This is a genomic window from Paenibacillus sp. BK720 (assembly GCF_011761545.1).
Lineage (GTDB): Bacteria > Bacillota > Bacilli > Paenibacillales > Paenibacillaceae > Pristimantibacillus.
In genome coordinates this window covers 1250205-1271522 of sequence record NZ_JAASRQ010000001.1, presented here as the reverse complement: position 1 = coordinate 1271522, position 21318 = coordinate 1250205, and the positions used below count along the sequence as shown (strand labels likewise).

The following is a 21318-nucleotide window of genomic DNA, read 5'->3' as shown; positions in this document are numbered from 1 at the left end:
CCTGATTTAAGCCTCGCATACCGGCATTGGCAAATCGGCTTCCATTCCCAGAACCCGGTAATAAATTTGTTCATATTGCGTGGTAATCACGTCATTGCAGAACTCGTTGCGCGCCCGGAACAAGCAGGCTTCCTTAAACGACTGATGAAGCTTTTCGTCCTTAAGCAGCCCCGCAGCGTAAGCGGCCATTCCTTCAACATCTCCGATTGGACACAAATAACCGGTCTCGCCATGAGTGACAAGCTCTGGGATCCCTCCGGCAGTCGAACCGACGGTTGGCACTCCGCAAGCCATCGCTTCAAGCGCAACGAGGCCAAAGCTTTCCTTCTCCGAAGGCAGGAGCAATAGATCAGCCATCGAAATCACCTGCGCAACGTCTTCCTGCTTGCCAAGGAAATGGACACGGTCTTCCAGACCCATTTGGCGGATTTTGCATTGGATTTTGGACAATTCCGGACCCTCGCCAACAAGCAGCAGCTTAGCCGGAATTTGCGAGGACACACGCTCGAAAACATCCACAACGTCGCTTACTCTCTTCACGGGACGGAAGTTCGATATATGCATAAGTATTTTTTCGTGCGGCTGCGCATAATCGGCCCTCAGAGAAGCTGCGTCGCGCGGGTAATAAACGCGTTTGTCCACGAAATTGTACGTCAGATCAATCGGTCGCGTAATATCCAGGAGCTGCCTGGTTTCATTGATCAGGTCCTGCGATACGGCCGTCACGGCATCGCTTTCGTTAATCGCCAGGCGGATCAAATCCTTTAGCGACTCATCCTGCGCAAGCACGGTAATGTCCGTGCCATGCAGCGTCGTAACGGTTTTGAAGCCGTCGCCAATCATTTGCTTAGCCAGATGCGCGCATACGGCATGAGGAACCGCGTAATGCACGTGAAGAAGATCCAGCTTCTCCATCTTGGCCACTTGGGCCATCTTGCTTGCTAATGACAGGTCGTATGGCGGATAACGGAATACGTAATAATCGTTGACTTCGACTTCATGGAAAAAGATGTTTTTATTAAATTTCCCGAGACGGAACGGTATGCTATGGGTAATGAAATGAATTTCATGACCGCGCTCGGCCATCAATTTGCCTAGCTCCGTAGCTACAACACCGGAACCGCCCAGGGTAGGATAACACGTGATTCCGATTTTTAATTTACGTGCCATATCGTAAGTCCACCCTCTCGTGTAACATGCTGATATTCTATATATTCGACATTATTTTGATTATGAGATTTTTTTCTTTTCGTTAAAACCATTCGATGGCATGCGGGCGCTTGATAGCAAAGCCCTCCGCATATTTCCAGCCTCGGGTCTGGCCAAGCAGACTATCCCGGGCTTCAACCCGCTCTATATAACGATCCGTAAGAGGAGTCGCCACTCGGTCTTCGCCGGGGGCAGCCGTTTGAAATTGAGATTGATAAGCCATTAAGGATTGTCTTTTCCGGTCGTAAAAGTCCGAAACGTTAACCATCAGCGAGACGTTATCGACATCGTTTATGTAATAATAAATAAATTGTTCAACCTGCGCGGCCGGCAGCTCCGGCATGTAACGACGCAGCTTTGCGTTAAACACGGCCTCTTCAACCAGCTTGCTGCACGCGATATGGTCCGGATGACGGTCCACCCAATAAGGAGCGAAAACGATGCGCGGACGTGCGCGGCGAATTTCCGCAACAATCGCATCGATGTGCGGCTTGCTGATTTCGAGCCCGCGATCCGGCAATCCAAGATTGGTGCGAGTATATAAACCAAGCACCGAGGAAGCCGCGGAAGCTTCCTGCTTCCTGAGCTCCACGGTGCCGTTAGAAGACATTTCCGCTTCGGTTAAATCACAGATCCCTACCCGTTTCCCGGCAGCCGTATACTTCGCGATCGTTCCGCCCATCCCGATCTCCGCATCGTCCGCATGCGCGCCAAAGACGAGAATATCTAACGGTTCGCTCATGGCGCATCCACACCCGGCTTATATTTGTGAACAAGCTCGCGCCATGCGAAATCGCCGCGTGCTAGCGCGCGGACGAGCAGCTCTGCTGTAGCCACGTTTGTAGCAACCGGAATACCCTGCACGTCGCAAAGACGAAGCAAAGCGATAATATCCGGCTCGTGAGGCTGGGCCATGAGCGGATCCCGCAGGAATATAATCAGATCCATCTCGTTTTGGGCAACCAAAGCGCCGATCTGCTGATCCCCGCCAAGCGGACCGGACATAAACCGTTGAATCTGCAGATTGGTTTTTTCCATGATACGGGTACCCGTTGTACCGGTAGAATATAATTCATGCGGCGCAAAAACACTCTCATAGGCGGTTACAAAGTTAACCATCTCTTCTTTTTTCCGGTCATGCGCGATAAAAGAAATTTTCAACATCCTATAATCCCCACTCTTTCTAGGCTGTATATAGATTAGTCCATCAAATGTTCAAAGCCATAAATCAAACCGCTGTAGCCCATCACTTTCTTAACCGCTACGTTAACGCCCGGCATATAACCGGCACGGTCATAAGAATCATGACGGATCTTCAGCGTCTGGCCATAACCGCCAAATACTACCTCTTGCTGTGCGAATACGCCAGGAAGTCTGACACTATGTATACGGAAGCCGTTATAATAACCGCCGCGCGCGCCTTCAATGACCTCTTCCTCATTGGGGTTGCCTTGGCGAAGCTCCTGGCGAACCTGCGAGATGAGCTCTGCCGTCTTGATGGATGTGCCAGAAGGGGCATCCAGCTTCTGGTCGCCATGATATTCGATAATTTCGACATGAGGCATATATTTGGACGCTTCAGCAGCGAATTTCATCATCAGAATCGCGCCAATCGAGAAGTTCGGAGCAATCAATGCGCCAATGCCTTTCTCTTGGCAAAGCTTGTCCAACTCTTCGATTTGTTCCGGCGTAAAGCCGGTAGTTCCCATGATGGGACGGACGCCATGCTCGATTGCGACCTTGGTATGATGATAAGCAAGTGCCGGCACGGTAAAGTCAACCATAACATCCGCTTTTGCACGGCTTAAAGCCTCCTCGATTGTTGCGCTAACGGTAACTCCCGTATTCGCTTTGCCCGCAAATACGCCGGCGTCCACAGGACCTGCTGAAGGAGCGACGGCAGCAACGAGCTCGAGCGCCTCGTCCTCCAGCACCATTTTCACAACTTCCCGGCCCATTCGGCCGCTTGCTCCGATTACTGCTACCTTAATAGCCACCAAGATCACCTATTCCTTCTGTTGTTGTTTGCCCATCACCCGTTTGCGCAGCATTCTGCGCTTCCGATTCATATCAGCGAATAAACGGCGCGCCGCGGAATGACCGGGATCCAGTCTGATTGCTTCCCTGGCGTTTAGGACGGATTCCTCCAGCTGCCCCATTTCCGAGTAGGTTAACGCTAGCAAATAAAACGCCTCGAAGCTAAGCGGATCCAGCTCTGCCGCCTGCTGCAGCAGAGGTATTGCATCCGCATACTGCGATGGCTCTTTCGCAAGCTTCTGCTCCGCAGCAGCCACCAGTAGTTTCGATTCAATCGTATGCAAATAGTATTGATATTCGGGATGATTTCCGTCAAGCTCTACTGCTTGCTTCGCATATTGATGCGCCTTGGTCCACTTACCGCTTCTGGCGCATGAAACCGCGCATATATGTTGATAGCTCGCATTTAGAGGTTCTGCCGCTATCGCTTGCTCGAACCAATAAATCGCTTGTTCAAAATCACTGTTAAGAATAAACTCATACGCCTTCTTCACGCAGCTTTCCCCGTCCATCTGCCCATCCTCCTTGTACACAGGTTGATGGTACAGCATATGTAAAGGTGCGTTCTACTGTTCGCCGTTTTTTCTCGTCCAGCGGTTAGAGTCCCGGGTATTGAACTTCTTCATGACTTTGTTATGCGCTTCAGTCAAGTCAATGTTGAGCGAATTCGCAAAACAGGACAAAATAAATAAAATATCGCCAAGCTCCATCTCAATGGAGTTTTCTTCTTCATTCGGCTTCTTAGGTTTCTCGCCGTAATAGTGATTCACTTCTCTAGCGAGCTCGCCAACTTCTTCGCTCATCCGCGCCATAAGCGCCAACGGGCTGAAGTAGCCTTCCTTAAATTGACCGATATAAGCATCCACTTCGCGTTGGATATCGGCTAAAGATTTCTCTGCCATGTGTGAATAACCCTTTCTCCCTTATGTATAACGCTAATATCACCTATGTTAACGTAAAGAAGCGATGAAAACAATGTTTTTTGAACCGTCTGTTAAGCTATAATACATAAATAGCCCGTTCAAGAACTTAAAAGGAGTTTAATTTATGTCCCGGAAATTCATGCTTCAGCTTCAAACCGTACTGCCCATTTTGGTCGGTACAGCCATCTATGCGTTTGGCCTTCATTATTTCGTAATTCCGAATCAGCTGATGGAAGGCGGCGTAACCGGTATTGGCGTATTGCTCAATTATGCGGCCGGAATTCCTTTGTCTCTTTCCACGCTGATTTTGAACATACCGCTTTTCCTTATCGGCTGGAGGAAATTAGGCCTTGGCGAAATGGCCTACACATTAGTTGGCGTCGTTTCCTTATCGGGCTTCCTCGCCCTCATGGAATGGATGATCGACAAAGGTTGGATCGTCACCTTTCATAATTCGCATGATTACCTGCTTGCCGCCCTTTATGCCGGCGTTACCTTGGGAGGCGGGCTTGGCATCGTATTCCGTGCTGGCGGAACCACAGGCGGCGTAGACATCATCGCCAGAATCGCATCAAGGCGAAAGGCTTTCAGCATGGGGCAGTTTATATTGATTTCCGACGCCGTCATTATCGGAATTTCTTTATTGTACATACCCATTGAAAAAGTATTGTACACACTGGTTACGGTCTTTGTTGCATCCAAGCTTATCGACTTCATTCAGGATGGCGCGTATGCGGCCAAATCCTTCTCCATTATTACCGAGCAAGGCAAGGAAATGGCTGCCCAGATCACTTCCGAACTCGACCGTGGCGTAACGTTAATGCCGGCAAGGGGCGCTTTTTCCGGACAATCAAAAGAGGTCGTCTACTGCGTTGTTCAGCGGCAAGAAATGCGCCGCCTTAAGAACATCATACGCCGTATCGACCCCAAAGCGTTTACCGTTATTAGCGAAGTTCACGATGTGCTTGGCGAAGGATTCAAAGAAGACTAAAATTACGACAATGGCTTTACGCCGTAAGGCTGCTGCTTGTACTTTCTCCAGCCCGTGTAGGTAAGAACCGCCATGATAATGGCGCCTAGAAGCAAAATCCAGCTTATGGGATGCGCTTCCCCAATCGGCGCCACGACCGGCTCCTCGTCTTGCGGTTGACCGTTATCGAATAACCGGTTTACCGAAAACTCAAGATCCGATATCGAATTATCCGTCCAATCCTGTTTGGTTTGCCCTTTCATCCCCGCTTCAAGAAGAACGTTCGTGTATTGCATCCGATCACGCAATTCGTCAATCCGTTCCGTTGGCCGCTGCATGGAAGCAGCGGCTTCAATGCGCGATAAATGTTGGTTAAAGCTGTTCATCGCCGCCCTCGCCGCGATCGCGCCATCATCCGTCTGCCTGTTCCAGGAGCGGTTCACCCTCTCCAAGTCCTCCAGCATCACTTTCTCATACTGCAGCCATAACGCATGGTCCGGACGCAGCAACGCATCCGTCGTTAAATGAATACGCGCCGCAGCCGTAAGCCAATCGGAGGTTACCTTACCGTTCTTAAGCGTGTAAGTAATCGAAGCGATACTCTCGTCCATCAGCTTCCATCCGGCAGCTTGTCCCGCTTGTCTGATATCGCTCTTGTTCATTAGCTTATCCAGCTGCTGGACATATTTATAGCCGGCTTGGCGATTGTTCGTGTAAGCAGCTTCGTATAAAGCAGCAGCCGTCTCGTCTAAGCGAAGCAGCTCATTCCTTGATTCGTTTGCATGGCCTGTCCCGATCAAGTCCGCAGGAAAGGCCTTGGCAGCCGTAACCGAACAGACGGTCATGACGATACATAAGAATAAGGGCAGCGCAATTCGTATCTTCATGGACATCCCTCCTAAAAACCGCACAATAGGCCAGCCTTCGGTTGGCTCATGCGGTGATTTACGTCATAAACATTTGCTATGACCACTTTATGAAGGGATGTCCAAATTTATGTCTCTTTTCTTGCCCTTAATGCCAATCCGCCAACAATAAAGCTGAAGATGGTCAAGCTGTATGTAAACCATTTGACTGCGGTTAAATCATCCATAAGCTTGTCCGAAAGCCATGGAAACACATCATACGTATAATCCACGGTATCATTTAGCAGCAACCATAACGTACCGATTACGGCTGCCCATAAGCCGGCTCTCATAAAACGGGCATACAACAGCACTTCAACGGCCATTGCCGTATGCGAGACCATAAGCATCCAATGTTCCCATTGGAGCGGATCCCCCTGGATGCTTCCTGCCACAATCATAGAAACCGCCCAGATGCCATACTTAATAGAAGTAACAACCGCCAGGCCTTCGATAATCATCCGCGCTCCATTGACAAAACGGGAGTTCCCTTGCGGAGGAAACAGCCAATACAGCAAGGTTAAAGTAAAGAACAGGCTTGCTGTTGGGCTATCCGGGACGAATACAACCTGCCACAACGGATGATGGCTCACCGTATCTTCAATCTGATTGCCATACCAGATGTACCCGTAGACGGTGCCGAGGAAATTAAAGATAAACATTACCCACAAAAAGAGGCGATTTAATAAGAAAGAACGGCTCCAGAACCAAGATAAAGGTATGCCCATTGAAATACACGCCCCTGCTTCGGTTAGATTTGAAAAAACCTGACCGCATAAATACGATCAGGTTTTTATGGTGGTGCTATTTATTCAGCCGGCGCTTTTTGCTTCGCAAGCCAAGTTGTTAATTGGTCAATCTCTGCAGCGGATAGCTGATCTTTGAAAGCTGGCATGCCACCGCGGCCATTGGTCACGGTTTCAACCAGTTCTTCCTTCGACAACCTGTCGCCTACGCCAGTCAAAGCCGGTATCTTCGGCGGATTGCCCTTCAGATCGTTAGCATGACAAGCAACGCATTGCGCTTTCTTGACAATGTCCATTGCCGGGTCGTTGGCGTCAACCAGTGCAACCGTTTTTGTCGGCTTCGTCGCGCTAGGAGGCTCTTGACCTTTCTCGGCTGCTTCACGGGCTTTCTCTTCACGGACTTTATGTTCCGGAATCGAATTCGTAGCTTCCATTTCATGTGTGTAGTGACTCCAGGAGATAACCGTCAAATACACACAGGCGATCAAGGACAAGAACATGAGCGATGATGCGATTGGACGGCGATAGAACCGGCGCTCTTTGCCTGTATCCAGGAACGGAGCAAGCAGCAACCCGCCAAACATAATAGCCGGAACCCCCATCGTACCAAGCACGATGTAGTCGCCAGAAACCCATGGATATTTCAAAAACTGATACAAGAACAAGAAGTACCAGTCCGGCATCGGAATAAAGGATGCATTCGTAGGGTCCGCCGGATAACCAAGCGGTGCACCTTCCGCAATAGTCCAGGTTAGGAAACCAACCAGGACTACGCAGCCCACCATCCATTCCTTAAGCAGGAAGTTCGGTATGAACGCTTCCGATTTACCGGGGTAGGACGTATAGTCTGGCGGAATATTCGGATGATTGCTTTTCTTCACCCGCGAGTCGCCGACATAAACGACCTTCTCGTTCGATTTATGACCATGCGCCATAATAAATCCTCCCTTCGCTTAAAGTGGTCCCGAAATGCCTTGCTTCCGAATCATCAGGAAGTGCGCTGCAAGCATTGCAATAAGAGCGCCAGGCAGGAAGAATACGTGAATTGCGAAGAAACGTGTTAACGTTTGCGCGCCTACGATGTCGCCGCCGTACAGGAACTCACCAATGTAAGGACCGATATACGGTACGGATTCTGCGATCTGCACGCCTACCTTCGTAGCGAAGTAAGCTTTGTTATCCCATGGCAGCAGGTATCCCGTGAAGCCAAGGCCTAACATAATGAAAAAGATCAGCATCCCTACGACCCAGTTCATTTCACGAGGAGCTTTGTAGGAGCCCGTGAAGAATACACGCAAGGTATGTAAAAACATCATTACGATAACCAAACTTGCGCCAAAGTGGTGCATGCCGCGAACAATGCCGCCAAATGCAACCTTATGGTTCAAGTAGTCAACGCTTGCATAAGCATTGATAATGTCCGGGACATAGTACATGGTAAGGAACATGCCGGACAAAATTTGAATTACGGTGATAAAGAACGTCAAACCGCCGAAGCAGTAAACGAATGCCGAGAAGTGATGAGCAGGGTTAACGTGCTCCGGTACTTCATGGTCCGCTACATCCCGCCAAAGCGGCGTAATATCAAGACGTTCGTCAATCCAGTTGTACATCGATTTAAACATCTGCTATTAGCCTCCTATACGCGAGAGTTCGCTTTAATCGGACCTACATACACAAAACCGTTTTCAACTTTCACTTCATATTCATCTAATGGATTTGGGGCAACTGCAAGGTTTTTCCCGTCAACGGTATAACGTGCACCGTGGCAAGGACAATCATACTCGTGATGGCCAAGCGTATTCCAACCGATCGTGCAACCGAGGTGCTTACATACCGGCGAAAGCGCAAAAATCTGATTATTCGCGTCCTTCGTAATCCAGGCAGAAAGTTCGGGATCGCTTACATACCAGCCATCGACCTGATGAATTTGGAACTTGAATTCTTGAGGCTCAGTTGTTATTTTGCTCTCTTCAACTACTTTAACCCATGTACCCTCAGCTTTTTTTGCCAAGAGCGGATCAACCGCAAAACGGACCATAGGCAAAACCGCGCCACCAACCATAAATGCAGTCGTACCGCCGAGTGTATACGACAAAAATTGACGCCGGGACATCTCTTTGCGTTGAACCGGACGATGCGCGGTTTCTTGATGTTCGTGGTTACTCATCTTCTGTTCTAACCCCCTTTGCCAACCATTTCTCGCGTTCAGCCACACGGCAAAACGCTTGACGAACTAGGACATAAACTATAATAGCCTAGGCGCTTGGGAGCGTCAAGAATATGGCTCGCGATTTATTTACCTATAAAATGCCATTCACAAATTTGTTGGCAATTTGTCACATTTAACCTTGCCTTAACTTTTGTTTCCCCAAAACCCATTTTTTTTATTCAAAAATACACCCGTTTGGAAGATGACAGCGCTTTATTGACGTCTAGGAGTCGCCGCGGTTCCACAAAGCCTGAACGGCTTTCGACACATTTGCGGAAGTTGGCGCTTCCCCTTCCCCGTCCGGACAGATCACAAGGTCGGCATCCGGGTATTCCAGACCGTCCTGATTCTTTGCCGAGATCACGATGACAAACCGGAATCCGGATTCCTTTAACGACCGGCAGGTTGTCGTAACGAGTGCCTCTGCAGACTCCGCATTCAAGTAATGCATCGCCGGATAGGTCACGATTCTTCCCTTAAAAGGAATTTCTATGAGGTCCATTACGTCCCTTAACTTTTCTAATGCAAGCGTTGCTTCATGCGGCTGCTCCAATCCCGTCATTCCGGTGACCGGCAGCAAGCATGTGTCGAGGTAAGGCTTAAGCTCGTCCCATTGTTGCTCGGCAATGTCGCTAAATTTCATTTCCTGCTCCCTTTCCTGTTGAGATTCGTCCGTAATCTCTATGTTACCCATAAAGGGGGTTTTTGCCAATCCAATCAACAAAAAAACTCCCGCTGCTATGACGGATCCTTAAGTCCTCCATCATAGGGCGGAAGTTTCTATTCGCGCAAATTAGCTCTTTAATTGATTTAATTGAGCGGCTAAACGGTAGAACGTATCCTCGTCACCAACGGCCAGCGCTTGATCGATCGCTTTGTAGATCCGATCCGAGCGAAACTTGTGAACGGCTTCATCCAATACCATCTCCGCTGCTAATCCTAGCATTGCTTCATACGCAACTTTCATTTTGTCCATAGGATACACCTCCAAACCGGCGTTAAAGAGATCCTATCGTCTTCGACTATCGTCACGCGGTGATTCAAGTGAAAGAGTATAGGTCAACTCGTCATTCTCAGTCACAATCGAACCGGCTCCTACTTTAAGCATATTCACCATTCTGCGCGCCGATAAGTACGATTGCCCCCATTCCAATTAATATGCCATCGCCTAGTTGGTTTCATAGAAAATTTAATAGAGAAACATCCGATCCTGATCTTCGAGATTTACTCCGGCGACCAGCGCCCTTCCCAATTTGGTCATCCGCACAACCGTACCATGCTCCTGATGCTCGCCGATCCGTAGCATGCCCAGATGAACCATCATTCCGATTAACCGGATATCCAGCACCTTGTCGGCCGTGTCGTAATAGAACGGTTTGACAAAGGGGATAAGCACCTTGCGCAGCGAGTCAACCGTAACCCATTGCTCTGCCAGACTGTTCATCCAATGCACAAGCGAATGAATGTTCGGTATTGCCCCTTTGTACAGCTTCAGCCAGAATTTATAGATCTGCTCCATTTCACTCGCCGGCTTGCCGCGCAACCGTTCTTCGCCGCTCGGCGATAAGGTCAATACCAGATTATCGTCAGCGAAATACTTCATATAGCTGCAGTAGTCGAACAGGAGAGACATCCGGTTCGGATAATGGTGAAAATGTCTGCCGTAACCGAATCGCCATTCGCCTTTGCCCGGCAGCTCCTCCGAAATGGCCAGCTTTTCCAGAATCTGTCCGCTGAACCGTTTGTACATCGAACCGTCCGCCGACAGCTGCACCTCATTGTGGTAAATATAATGAAGCAGCTGATAAACATCCTCTTGAACAAGCAATTGTTCGTCCCGGTACATATGCGGCTCATCCGTATAGTGCAGCTCTGCTGCAAACTTTTTGCGAAGCGTTTCGCGGAATCTCGTTCTCAGGTCCTGCGGTACCTGGAACATATAACGGTTCGTTCCGGTTACTCCGTTGAACAGCCATCCCTGATGCTTGAACCTGGAGATCATCTCGCGCGGTCCCGATTCTTTGGGCGCTTCGGCCTCGGCCTGCTTTTTCTTTGTGCGTTTCGTTTTCTTCTGCGGCGGTTCTTCCGCTGGGGGCTCCAGCTCGCCAAACTTGCTTTGCTGTACCCTTGCAATCAATTCTTCCAGACTGAAGGAATCTCTTGATTCAAATAGCAGCGAGTTCAAGAACCGCATTTCGTCCAGTTTCATACTGCTGATCTGCGCCTCAAATACATCTTTCCGGCTGACGGTTGAGAGAATCGACTGAATCAAATCATTTTTTGAGTGGCCATTGCACTCACATTGATATACGGAGGCGATTCGGCTCAACTGCTGAATATCCGCATAGCCCAACATATCCGACAAATTCATGGTATCTCTCCTTTCCGTAACTGCCCGCCGTATGTGTCTCGATCGCGAGCTTATTTGATGCGCTAGCAATAATTAGTACCATTATGGGAAGAATTTTGAATTTTAAAACTAGTTGTGTGAAAAAGCTTCACATTAAGTGCGTAATGAGCGTATTGCACACGCTGCGCAAACAAATGTTCTTTCGATCGCCATTGATACCGGATTCCCTTCGATTCGAAGTTGTATGGAGGGGAATCCGGATATCAAAAGCGAACTAAAAGCTTTCTGGAAGAAAGCTGCTTCGAAAGCATAGTCCTCGCTTCTCAATGAACATTTGCTTGCTCCGCTTCCGCTCGCTCGGTTTTCCACACAAAAAAGCCTTTAAAATCCAAAAGCGGGAACAGCAAATAGGGCTGCCATTGATCTTGGCAGCCCTTGCTCTTCATAAAAAGGCTGCCATGTAAACGGCAGCCTAAACTGTTGTTAAAAAATAAATTGACGAGGGAATGAACGGATATGTATCTCCTGGAGGAGCGTAGCGTTCGCCTTTGTCACTTCTGAATACACCTTATAAATCTAATCTATATTCAGAATGACAACAGCGGCCGGAAGGAGATACATTTCCGAGAATGGCAAGCTCGGAACCACCATCAATTGGTCGTTACTTCCTGCTCCTTCTCCAAATGACGAGTGCAATTATATAGAAGCGGAATCCATTGCTCATCCTTCAGCTGGAGAATCGAGTAAGAAAGATTGCCCAGCTGCTGCTTCTCGAGATCGACGCAAAGCGTATCGAACATTTGCGCCAGAAATCCGCCATGGGATATCACCAGCAGCCTACCTTCCGGCCGCTGCTTCTGCCAATCCTGCAAGAATGACAGCCCTCTGGAGCGGACTTCGTCGTCCGTTTCCAGTCCTTGCGCAACCTCGCGCCAGTTCTCGCCCCAGCGCTCTACCCTCTCGGGCAGGGTCAGGCCTTCGACTTCGCCGAAATTGCGTTCCCGCAAACGAGGATCTCCGTCCAGAAGCGGAATACCCAGCTTGTCTGCTATAACCGCAGCCGTCTGGCGAGCGCGCTGCAGATCACTCGATATAACGGCATCCCACAACTTCTCATCTTTGCTTAATCGCTCGGCTAGTGCGTTCGCCTGTTTTTTCCCAAGCTCATTTAAAGGAATATCCGTCTGGCCTTGAATCTTCCCAAGCGCATTCCAATCGGTATTGCCGTGTCGTACCATACCAATAATCAATTGTGATTCCGCCCTTTCCGACAATAAAATGAGAAAACCTCTATCGCGGCAGCCGAATAAAACAGCCACGGTTAGAGGTTGAATATCTGAACAACACCTTAATTAAGCTTGTGCATTAGCTTCTCGTTCTAGACAACCAATTCAAGATTAACAACGTCATCACAATCCCAAGAAGAGATAGGGCGACCCAATATTGCGGGAAGGTTGGAACGACTTGAAGAACGAACGGATCACTAACGCTTGCCACGGGAACCTCGAATTCCGCGCTAATGACGAAATCGCTGCCGGAAGCATTAGCGGTATCCATTAATCCCGTCAGTTGCGCCATCTTTTCTTCCGGTGTGCCATGTTCGTTGCCTTTGATAAAGAATATAAGCGAACACGCGAATATGGCCAGACAAGCGGACAGCACAATCGCAAGGTTGCGCCTGAAAGCAGGCGAGAAATAATAGCTTTTCTGGGAAACCGGCATGAGCCACGATTGTTCAGCATAAATGCGATCCATAACGCTGCGATTGACATGCTCCATCTGGACCGTAACAACCTCATCCTCTTCCGAAAGCTTAAGGATCATCTCTTCGCTTTCTTCCCACAGACGGTACTGTTCGGAACAATGCTCGCAATCGAGCAAATGGGCTTCCATCGCTTCCCGTTCGGCATCTTCCTCTGATAAATATCCGAAGACATCGAACTTCTCTTGTACGTCATCGCATTTCATCGTGTGTTCATCCCTTCGTATTCTTCCATCATCGGCGTCTCGCCAAAGTAAGGCTCAAGCTGCGACTTTACGCTGGCTCGTGCCCGGAATAACAACGATTTCACGGAGCTGACCGTTTGACCCAGAATATTGGCGATCTCCTGGTAGTCCAACTGGTCATATTCCCGCAGAATGAGTGCTGAGCGTTGTTTCTCAGGTAAATTGTTAATCGCCTCGCGAACCATCGCCATCCGTTCGTTGCGCAGCACATGCTGCTCTGGCACTTGATCAGGCGGTGCAGCCGGCATCACATTCGACTCGTCAAGCGGGACGTGAGCCGACTTCTGTTTGCGAAGTTCGCTAAGCACAGTATTTCGTGCAATCGTATACAGCCACGTCGAAAAAGAAGCATCCACTTCGCGGAAGGAATGGAGGCTGCGGTATGCTTTATAAAACGTTTCGGAGCACAAATCCTCAGCGAGCAGCTCCAGCTTGGCACTTTTCAACATATGATAGATAAATGCTAGTATCTTGCGTTGGTAACGGCGCATCAGCTCCGAATAAAGCTCGATGTTTCCGTCCTTAATCTCACGTATTAATTGGGAATCAGTCATGACAGGCGAACCTCCTCACCTGCGAATTCTTCTTCCCAGTTCGATTATGTATCATTGTACCGAACCGGAAGCGAAAAGTTGCGGTCATTATCATAAAAAATTTCAATAAATACGATGTATGTAATTCGATTCGCAATAGCCAAATTCCTTCCTGTTTCGACAAAAAGGATTTTAATCCATATTTTAACAATGCCCATTATCCTTCCGTATTGTAACACACCAATTCGCATTAGTCTCAAAAAATAAGTAAACTCTAATTTCCGGCTTGCAGGATTTTGTCGGAATTAGCCAGTTAGGCATGTCCACTAAAAAAGAACAAAAAAAAACCACTCCGAAGAGTGGCAGCATTCATATTGAACGCTATAGTTTTGGATAGGAGTGGAGAGAAACCATACTGTACTTTTATTATATGTATACGCTTCCACAATGTCAACGGTTTTTTTGAAAACGCTTAAACTTTTTTTTGCCATCGGGAAAGAAAGCCTTGGAAAGCAAAAAAACCTCTTTCGAGGTTTTATTGGCGGACGGTATATCCGGTTTTGCCGAGCAGCTCCATCGCTTGATCCAGATCTTCTTGGGTCCGGAACGATAAACGAAGAACGCCGGGAACATCTTCCCTGCTCTCGATAATATTGATGTTGCTAAGATTTATCCGGGCACTGCCCAGCTCGCTGGCAATATTGCCGATAATGCCGGGATGATCGGGTACATCCACATAACAATCGTATAAGGAGTGAATCATGCCTTTGCGGCGCTCCGGAAGCTTGCTGCGGAATTCCCCGGCCGTCTCGAAAGCTTCCTCAATCGCGTCGCCGTTCAACGATTCCAGCATCGCGGCAAACTTCTCCACTTCCGCATTCCAATCCTTCAGGAGCTTCAGCAGCACCTCGCGGTTGTTGATCAGAATATCTCGCCAGACGATCGGATCGCTGGCCGCGATCCGCGTAATATCCCGGAAGCCGCCGGCAGCCAGCAATTCGTACAAGCCGTTATTCTCATTGTAACCGCGGACCTGATTAACGAGAGCTACCGCGATCATATGCGGCAGGTGGCTGATTGCGCCCACAATCTCGTCATGCGAATTCGCGTCAACGCTGACAAGATGCGCTCTTGTATGAACCAGAAGATTTTTAAGCCGTTCCAACGCTTCCGGCGGGGTCGTCTCTTCCGGCGTTAACACGTAGAAGGCGTTCTCGAACAGATTCGTGGAGGCCGCTTCAACTCCCGAGCGTTCGGAACCGGCCATGGGATGACCGCCGATAAACGATACGCCATTCCGCTCCAATCTTCTGCCGCACTCAGCCACCGAAGCTTTTGTGCTGCCTACATCCGTAACGATGCAGCCTGGCTTCAAGTCAAGCTTCCCGAGCTCCGTTACGTATTCCTCCAGCATGCCGACAGGCACGCACAGGAATATGAAGTCGGCGCCTTCGGCTGCTTCCCGCAAGGAAGTTGTCGCGTAATCGACAACTCCCCGCTTCAAGTATTTTTCAACGGAGGACTGACGGTTCGAGTAGCCCACAACGGTAAGCTCCGGCTTGCCTTTGAAGCAAAGCGCCAAAGAACCGCCAATCAATCCTACCCCAAATATCGCGATCTTCGTCATAAGGCTATCCGCGCACCGCCGCTTCCTGCAGGACCAGCTCAAGAGCAGCGATGAACTTTTCGTTTTGCTCCGGAGTGCCTACCGAGACTCGGATGTGTGTCGGATAGTACGTCCAGCGCGGTCTCACAATAACTCCTTTGCGAAGCAGCGACTGGAATACGTCGGCGGAAGGAAGCTTCGTGTCCACCATAACGAAGTTGCCGTGCGCTGGGAAGTAACTCAAACCAAGCCGGTCGAAATGGCTGCACAGGTAGTCAATCCCCGCACGGTTCTGCTGGCGGCAGAACGCTATAAAATCATCGTCGGCAAGCGATGCTTTTGCCGCCGCTTGCCCGAGGCGAGTCGTATTAAACGGCTCACGGATTTGATTCATATATTGAATGACATCCGCGTGTCCGATTCCGTAACCGATGCGAAGCGATGCCAGTCCGTAAATTTTCGAGAAGGTGCGAAGCACGATCAGGTTCCGGTATTTTTTCAGCAGCTTAATGCCGTCCGGGAAACCAGGCTCTTCCACAAATTCGCAATACGCTTCATCCAATACGACCAGAACATCCTTAGGAACTTGATCGAGGAAAGAGGTAAGCTCTTCTTCCGCGACGATTGTGCCCGTCGGATTATTCGGATTGCATACCCAAACCAGCTTAGTACGATCCGTAATCTTGGCGAGCATCGCCGGAAGATCGTGTTTGCCGTCCTTCAATGGAACTTCGATAATGCGTGCATTTTCGATTTCCGCGTTATGCTTGTATTGGGAGAACGTTTCGTCGGCCATAACCGTTTCGTCGCCAGGGGCAAGATAGGTTCTCGCGAGCATAAGGATGATGTCGCTTGAGCCTGTTCCAAAAATAATCTGATTGGCTTCTACCCCGTATTTTTCCGCTACTGCTGCAGTAAGCTCAAAGCTGGCGCCGTCCGGATAGGTGGCAATTTGACCTAATTCATTTATGATAGCTGCTTTCGCCTGTTCCGAATAACCAAATGGGTTCTCGTTGGAAGCAAGCTTGATAACCTCGTCTAATCCTAGCTCTCTCTTAACGTCTTCAACCGGTTTTCCCGGCTGATAAACAGGGAGATGCACGATATTGCTTTTTGGCTGCATCGCCGTTCACCTCTTTGTCATATTGGCCTAATTGGCTAACCGCATGTTTTCTATTGTCTCACATCTTGTCAAGGTTTTAAAGAGTCGTCTTTTAAAATAGGAATTGGAGCACACTTGGCCAAAATATCTGCCATCCTTTGGCAGGGGCATACAAGCCTGGAAATAAAAAAAGGACAGAGCACGCAAGCTCTGTCCTTTCGTTTTAGCCCTTCAACCCGGCAACAAAACGGCGGATTTCGGCAAGTCCCTCTTCCCGCTTCGAAGAATCGCCCAATAAAGGAAGCGTTTCTTCGATTTTGCGCACAATCGCGCTGCCTACGACTACGCCGTCGCAGGATTTCTCGAAGCGCTCCACCTGCTCGCGGCTGGAAATACCGAAGCCCACGGCAATAGGGAGATCCGTAGCTTCGCGAACCGTAGCGAGGAAGTCGTCAATTCCGCTATGGAATTCGGCACGGACTCCCGTTACGCCAAGCGAGGATACGCAATAGACAAAGCCGCGTGCTTTTTTGGAAATGCGGACAACGCGGTCCTTGGAGGTTGGGGCTACCAGCGGAATAAGGTGTACGCCCTTCGCTTCGGCCAGCGTGCGTACTTCCTCATCCTCTTCAATCGGAAGATCCGGAATAATAAGACCGCTGATGCCCTTCTCCACGACAAGATTCATAAAAGCCTCCAGGCCGAATTGCAGCACCGGATTGAAATAAGTAAACAATATAAACGGCAGCTTGACGCCTGCTTCACGGGCCCCAGCAGCGGTCTCGATGCAATCCAGAATGGAAATATGATTCTTAAGCGCGCGTTCGGATGCCCGTTGAATAACGGGACCGTCCGCTAGCGGATCGGAATAAGGGACGCCAAGCTCCACGAGATCCGCGCCTGCTTGTTCAAGCTCTTTAATAATGGCGATTGAGGTAGGGATATCCGGATCCCCGATCGTCAGAAACGGAATAAGTGCCGTTTTTCCTTCTTGCTTCAATTTGGCGAAAGCAGCATCAATCAAATTCATGCCTCTGCACCTCCCAGGTAACCCATGATCGCTTCCACGTCTTTATCGCCGCGTCCCGACAGGCTGACGACGACAATTTTATCTTTATCAAGGGTTGGCGCCAGCTTAATCGTCTGCGCAATCGCGTGGGCGGACTCCAATGCCGGAATGATTCCTTCCGCACGGGACAGCAGCTGGAGCGCGTCAAGCGCTTCGGCATCGGTAATCGGGAAGTATTCCGCGCGGCCGGAATCTTTCAAATAAGCATGCTCCGGTCCGATACCCGGATAGTCGAGCCCTGCAGAGATCGAATGCGCAGGCTGAACCTGGCCGTATTTATCCTGCAGCAAGTAGCTCATGGAGCCCTGGAATACGCCGTGGCTTCCCATGGTCATCGTAGCGGCATGCTCTTCGGTATCAATACCGCGTCCCGCTGCTTCAACCCCAACAAGACGGACGGATTCGTCTTTAATAAACGGATAGAAAATACCGATAGCATTGCTGCCGCCGCCAACTGCGGCAACCACATAGTCCGGAAGACGTTCTTCCGCTTCGACGATTTGCTTGCGGGATTCGTCCCCGATAATACGCTGGAAGTCGCGAACCATCATGGGGTATGGATGCGGGCCTGTTGCCGAACCCAGAATATAGAACGTATCGTCTACATGGCTGACCCAGTAGCGGAGCGTCTCGTTGCAGGCATCCTTTAGCGTGCGGGTGCCTGACATAACGGGAACAACCTCCGCTCCGAGCAGCTGCATGCGGAATACGTTAAGCTGCTGGCGCTTCATGTCTTCCTCGCCCATGAATACTTTGCATTCCAGTCCAAGCAAAGCGGCAACGGTAGCCGATGCAACGCCGTGCTGGCCAGCGCCGGTTTCGGCGATCACTTTGGTTTTGCCCATGCGTTTGGCAAGCACCGCCTGCCCGATCGTATTGTTGATTTTGTGAGCGCCGGTATGGTTCAAATCTTCGCGTTTCAGGTAGATCTTTGCGCCGCCAAGCTGCTGGCTTAAACGTTCCGCATAATAAAGCGGCGTTGGGCGTCCCGAATATTTGTGCAGAAGATCATGAACCTCCTGCTTGAAGGATTCGTCCTGCGAATAATGCTTATAGGCTTCTTCCAGCTCCAGCAAAGCGTTCATCAGCGTCTCCGGTACATACCGGCCGCCGAATTTGCCAAAGCGCCCGTTCTCGTCTGGTACTTGATTCATCGTTCTATCACCTTTCTAACGAATAGTCTAATCTTCTCGATGTCCTTGCGGCCGTCCGTCTCAACCCCGCTCGATACGTCAATACCGTCAACCGGGTTGCCTGCCAGAAGCTCTCCCACATTGCCGGGATGAAGTCCTCCGGCTACGTATAAAGGAACTTCAATGGCTCCTGCCGCGTTCTGGTAGTCCGTTATGAGCTGCCAATCGAAGGTTTGACCCGTACCGCCACCGGCTGTATCGATTAGAATAGCGTCTACGGCTCCCTTATAGGCGGATACCCGCTCCAGAGCATCCCCGCCCTCTGTTCCGATTGAGAGTACTTTCCATACCTTCTTACCCAAGCGGCTCTTAACTAATCGGCAAAATTCCGGAGTTTCCCGCCCATGCAGCTGAACGACATCAAGAGGCGCTTTCGCCACGATTGCCGTCAGCTCCTCAATATCCGGATTAACGAAAACGCCAACCGTTTGAGGGGCTTCACCCTCAGCCGCTCGAAGCTGCTTGGCAGTCTGGATTAGCGCTGCAGCCGTTTCCGCATCGACCTGGCGTTTGCTTGGCGCAAACACGAAGCCGATCTCATGAAAAGGAAGTCCGTTCATCTCCGCAATGGTAGCGTCATCCCTCAATCCGCAAATCTTGATTCTTGGCGACGCCGTCATGCCCGCGTCACCGGACCCATCAGGTCAATAACAGCCTGTCCGGCATCCGGCTGGCGCATGAAATGTTCGCCGATCAGGACGCCTTGCGCACCGACGGTTTGAAGATAATCCATATCCTTCCGCCCTGCAATGCCGCTTTCGCTTATTACCGTAACCCCTTTTGGCATAAGATCGATAAGAGCTTCCGTCGTTCGAAGATCGGTTACAAAAGACTTCAGGTCACGATTGTTAACGCCAATCAAAGTCGCTTTATCCAGCTCCAGAACCCGCTCCAGCTCTTCACGGTCATGGACCTCCACAAGAACGTCCATGCCCAGCGATTTTGCCGTGTCATACAGCTCCGACAGCTCGGAGGATGTAAGGATTGCTGCTATTAATAGTACCGCATCCGCTCCGATAACACGAGCCTCGTATACCTGACGGTAATCGATAATAAAATCTTTGCGGAGCAGCGGATTAGCTACCGTTTCTTTGATCAAGGTTAAATAATCATTCGAACCTTGGAAATAATCGCGGTCCGTCAGCACCGAAATGCAATCCGCGCCCGCGCGCTCATAAGCGGCCGCAAGCTCGGCAGGTTGAAAATCCGGACGAATGAGGCCTTTTGAAGGAGATGCCTTCTTTACTTCAGCAATCAGGCCGACATCCCGTTTGCGGCCCGCCGTCAACGCGCGCTCAAAGCCGCGGCATTCGGGAAGCGAAGCGATTTTGCGTTCATACTCGGATAGCTGGAAGCCTGAAGCGAGACGAGCAACCTCTTCCCGCTTCGTTACTACGATTTTATCAAGAAACATGAGTCAACTCTCCTGTCGTTTGAATAAGCTTTTGCAATTGTTGATTTGCCATGCCGGAATCAATCATTCGGGCAGCCAGCTCGACACCTTCGCGGAGAGAATCCGCATAGCCGCCTACGTAAATGCAAGCACCCGCGTTAGCGAGTACGATATCGCGGTACGCGCCGCGCTGCTTGCCGCTGAAGATTGCGCGAATCAACGCCGCATTCGTCTCCGGATCTCCGCCGATTACTTCGGAAATCGGATAGCGGGAGAGCCCCAGCTCCTCCGGAGTCAGTTCATAAGTCACCACGTCGCCGTTTCGCAGCTCGGAAATTTGGGTTGGCGCCGAGATGCTGATCTCGTCCAGTCCGTCCATGCTGCTGACAACCATCGCCCGTTTCACGCCCAGCTCGTTTAATACGGCAGCAATCGTGGACGTTTTGGTACGGTCATACAAGCCGATCAGCTGACGGTCGGCGCCAGCCGGATTCGTTAATGGACCAAGCATATTAAAGATCGTGCGGACGCCCAGTTCGCGGCGCGGCGCAGCCGCATGGCGGAGAGAAGGATGATACAATTGAGCGAACATGAAGCAGATGCCGATCTGATTCAGGCATTCGGAGGCTTGCTCCGGGGTGAGCGTAATATTCACGCCAAGCGCTTCGAGCACATCCGCGCTGCCCGCTTTGCCGGACATCGCCCGGTTACCGTGCTTCGCTACGCGAATGCCGGCCGCCGAAGCGATAATGGCGGAAGCCGTGGAAATATTGAATTTATGAATGCCTGAGCCGCCCGTGCCGCAAGTATCGAGCAGTCCTTCCTGCTTCGTCTGTACATGGCTGGAATGCTGGCGCATCGCTTCCGCAAACCCCGTAATCTCGTCCTTCGTCTCGCCCTTCATGCGCAGGGCTGTCGCAACGCCCGCAATTTGCGAAGGAGTAGCATTGCCGCTCATAATAATGTCCATGACCGACCGCGCTTCTTCACGCGTCAGATCGGTGCTGTTCATCAGCTTGTTTAACGCGCCTTGCATCGTTACCTGTTCTGTCACCAAACTCAT

Annotated in this window: 25 protein-coding genes; 1 reads left to right on the top strand and 24 read right to left on the bottom strand. The window is 50.2% G+C overall.

All coding sequences use genetic code 11. The features are described 5' to 3' along the window. Positions 1-6: 6 nt before the first annotated feature. The 6 genes from bshA to FHT67_RS05715 form a co-directional block, all read right to left on the bottom strand. On the bottom strand, positions 7-1170 hold the full coding sequence (gene bshA, locus FHT67_RS05740; protein ID WP_132304758.1) for an N-acetyl-alpha-D-glucosaminyl L-malate synthase BshA: 1164 nt from the start codon (positions 1168-1170) through the stop codon (positions 7-9). An 82-nt stretch (positions 1171-1252) separates the two neighbouring features. Beyond that, a complete protein-coding gene (bshB1, locus tag FHT67_RS05735) occupies positions 1253-1951 on the bottom strand; it encodes a bacillithiol biosynthesis deacetylase BshB1 (protein WP_132304756.1) in 699 nt (232 codons plus the stop codon). Further along, the gene (gene mgsA, locus FHT67_RS05730; protein ID WP_132304754.1) at positions 1948-2373 is read right to left on the bottom strand and encodes a methylglyoxal synthase; all 426 of its coding nucleotides are present in this window, start codon (positions 2371-2373) and stop codon (positions 1948-1950) included. Before mgsA ends, bshB1 begins: the two co-directional genes overlap by 4 nt. Positions 2374-2408: 35 nt before the next feature. After that, the gene (gene dapB / locus FHT67_RS05725) at positions 2409-3167 is read right to left on the bottom strand and encodes a 4-hydroxy-tetrahydrodipicolinate reductase (protein WP_208403170.1); all 759 of its coding nucleotides are present in this window, start codon (positions 3165-3167) and stop codon (positions 2409-2411) included. Positions 3168-3215: 48 nt separating this feature from the next. Further along, positions 3216-3758: a tetratricopeptide repeat protein gene (locus FHT67_RS05720; RefSeq protein ID WP_167196318.1), complete on the bottom strand. Its 543-nt coding sequence runs from the start codon at positions 3756-3758 to the stop codon at positions 3216-3218. Positions 3759-3812: 54 nt separating this feature from the next. Then, positions 3813-4148: a nucleotide pyrophosphohydrolase gene (locus FHT67_RS05715; protein ID WP_167196316.1), complete on the bottom strand. Its 336-nt coding sequence runs from the start codon at positions 4146-4148 to the stop codon at positions 3813-3815. Positions 4149-4293: 145 nt separating this feature from the next. Here FHT67_RS05715 and FHT67_RS05710 point away from each other — a divergent pair, with 145 nt between their 5' ends. Further along, complete coding sequence (locus FHT67_RS05710) at positions 4294-5160, top strand: YitT family protein (RefSeq protein WP_132304748.1); 867 nt, start codon at positions 4294-4296, stop codon at positions 5158-5160. A gap of 2 nt (positions 5161-5162) precedes the next feature. On the opposite strand, the gene FHT67_RS05705 is transcribed toward FHT67_RS05710, so the two are convergent. The 18 genes from FHT67_RS05705 to trpD form a co-directional block, all read right to left on the bottom strand. Beyond that, positions 5163-6026 (bottom strand): sporulation protein YpjB, encoded by an 864-nt coding sequence (locus FHT67_RS05705; protein ID WP_167196313.1) that lies wholly within the window; start codon positions 6024-6026, stop codon positions 5163-5165. Between the two features lie 107 nt (positions 6027-6133). Then, entirely contained in the window at positions 6134-6766 is a 633-nt protein-coding gene (locus FHT67_RS05700) for a DUF1405 domain-containing protein (RefSeq protein WP_132305310.1), read from the bottom strand. Positions 6767-6852: 86 nt separating this feature from the next. Further along, on the bottom strand, positions 6853-7725 hold the full coding sequence (locus tag FHT67_RS05695) for a menaquinol-cytochrome c reductase cytochrome b/c subunit (RefSeq protein WP_132304744.1): 873 nt from the start codon (positions 7723-7725) through the stop codon (positions 6853-6855). A gap of 18 nt (positions 7726-7743) precedes the next feature. After that, positions 7744-8415, bottom strand: coding sequence for a menaquinol-cytochrome c reductase cytochrome b subunit (gene qcrB, locus FHT67_RS05690; RefSeq protein WP_015844031.1), 672 nt, complete (start codon positions 8413-8415; stop codon positions 7744-7746). 14 nt (positions 8416-8429) lie between these two features. Next, the gene (locus FHT67_RS05685) at positions 8430-8960 is read right to left on the bottom strand and encodes a Rieske (2Fe-2S) protein (RefSeq protein ID WP_132304742.1); all 531 of its coding nucleotides are present in this window, start codon (positions 8958-8960) and stop codon (positions 8430-8432) included. A 265-nt stretch (positions 8961-9225) separates the two neighbouring features. After that, a complete protein-coding gene (locus FHT67_RS05680) occupies positions 9226-9645 on the bottom strand; it encodes a DUF2487 family protein (RefSeq protein ID WP_243866905.1) in 420 nt (139 codons plus the stop codon). A gap of 150 nt (positions 9646-9795) precedes the next feature. After that, entirely contained in the window at positions 9796-9978 is a 183-nt protein-coding gene (locus FHT67_RS05675) for an IDEAL domain-containing protein (protein WP_015844028.1), read from the bottom strand. 213 nt (positions 9979-10191) lie between these two features. After that, complete coding sequence (locus FHT67_RS05665; RefSeq protein ID WP_347880074.1) at positions 10192-11211, bottom strand: hypothetical protein; 1020 nt, start codon at positions 11209-11211, stop codon at positions 10192-10194. A gap of 791 nt (positions 11212-12002) precedes the next feature. Then, complete coding sequence (locus FHT67_RS05660; protein WP_167196304.1) at positions 12003-12602, bottom strand: histidine phosphatase family protein; 600 nt, start codon at positions 12600-12602, stop codon at positions 12003-12005. A 115-nt stretch (positions 12603-12717) separates the two neighbouring features. Next, the gene (locus tag FHT67_RS05655; protein WP_132304734.1) at positions 12718-13320 is read right to left on the bottom strand and encodes an anti-sigma factor; all 603 of its coding nucleotides are present in this window, start codon (positions 13318-13320) and stop codon (positions 12718-12720) included. After that, a complete protein-coding gene (locus FHT67_RS05650) occupies positions 13317-13913 on the bottom strand; it encodes an RNA polymerase sigma factor (RefSeq protein ID WP_132304732.1) in 597 nt (198 codons plus the stop codon). The genes FHT67_RS05655 and FHT67_RS05650 overlap by 4 nt, the downstream gene beginning before the upstream one ends. A gap of 514 nt (positions 13914-14427) precedes the next feature. Beyond that, complete coding sequence (locus FHT67_RS05645) at positions 14428-15519, bottom strand: prephenate dehydrogenase (RefSeq protein ID WP_167196301.1); 1092 nt, start codon at positions 15517-15519, stop codon at positions 14428-14430. A gap of 4 nt (positions 15520-15523) precedes the next feature. Beyond that, a complete protein-coding gene (hisC, locus tag FHT67_RS05640) occupies positions 15524-16621 on the bottom strand; it encodes a histidinol-phosphate transaminase (RefSeq protein WP_167196298.1) in 1098 nt (365 codons plus the stop codon). Between the two features lie 202 nt (positions 16622-16823). Further along, positions 16824-17630: a tryptophan synthase subunit alpha gene (trpA, locus tag FHT67_RS05635; RefSeq protein WP_167196295.1), complete on the bottom strand. Its 807-nt coding sequence runs from the start codon at positions 17628-17630 to the stop codon at positions 16824-16826. Further along, the gene (gene trpB, locus FHT67_RS05630; RefSeq protein WP_132304724.1) at positions 17627-18823 is read right to left on the bottom strand and encodes a tryptophan synthase subunit beta; all 1197 of its coding nucleotides are present in this window, start codon (positions 18821-18823) and stop codon (positions 17627-17629) included. The genes trpA and trpB overlap by 4 nt, the downstream gene beginning before the upstream one ends. Beyond that, a complete protein-coding gene (locus tag FHT67_RS05625) occupies positions 18820-19482 on the bottom strand; it encodes a phosphoribosylanthranilate isomerase (protein WP_132304722.1) in 663 nt (220 codons plus the stop codon). Before FHT67_RS05625 ends, trpB begins: the two co-directional genes overlap by 4 nt. Then, on the bottom strand, positions 19479-20276 hold the full coding sequence (trpC, locus tag FHT67_RS05620; protein WP_132304720.1) for an indole-3-glycerol phosphate synthase TrpC: 798 nt from the start codon (positions 20274-20276) through the stop codon (positions 19479-19481). Before trpC ends, FHT67_RS05625 begins: the two co-directional genes overlap by 4 nt. After that, positions 20266-21318, bottom strand: coding sequence for an anthranilate phosphoribosyltransferase (gene trpD, locus FHT67_RS05615; protein ID WP_167196292.1), 1053 nt, complete (start codon positions 21316-21318; stop codon positions 20266-20268). The genes trpC and trpD overlap by 11 nt, the downstream gene beginning before the upstream one ends.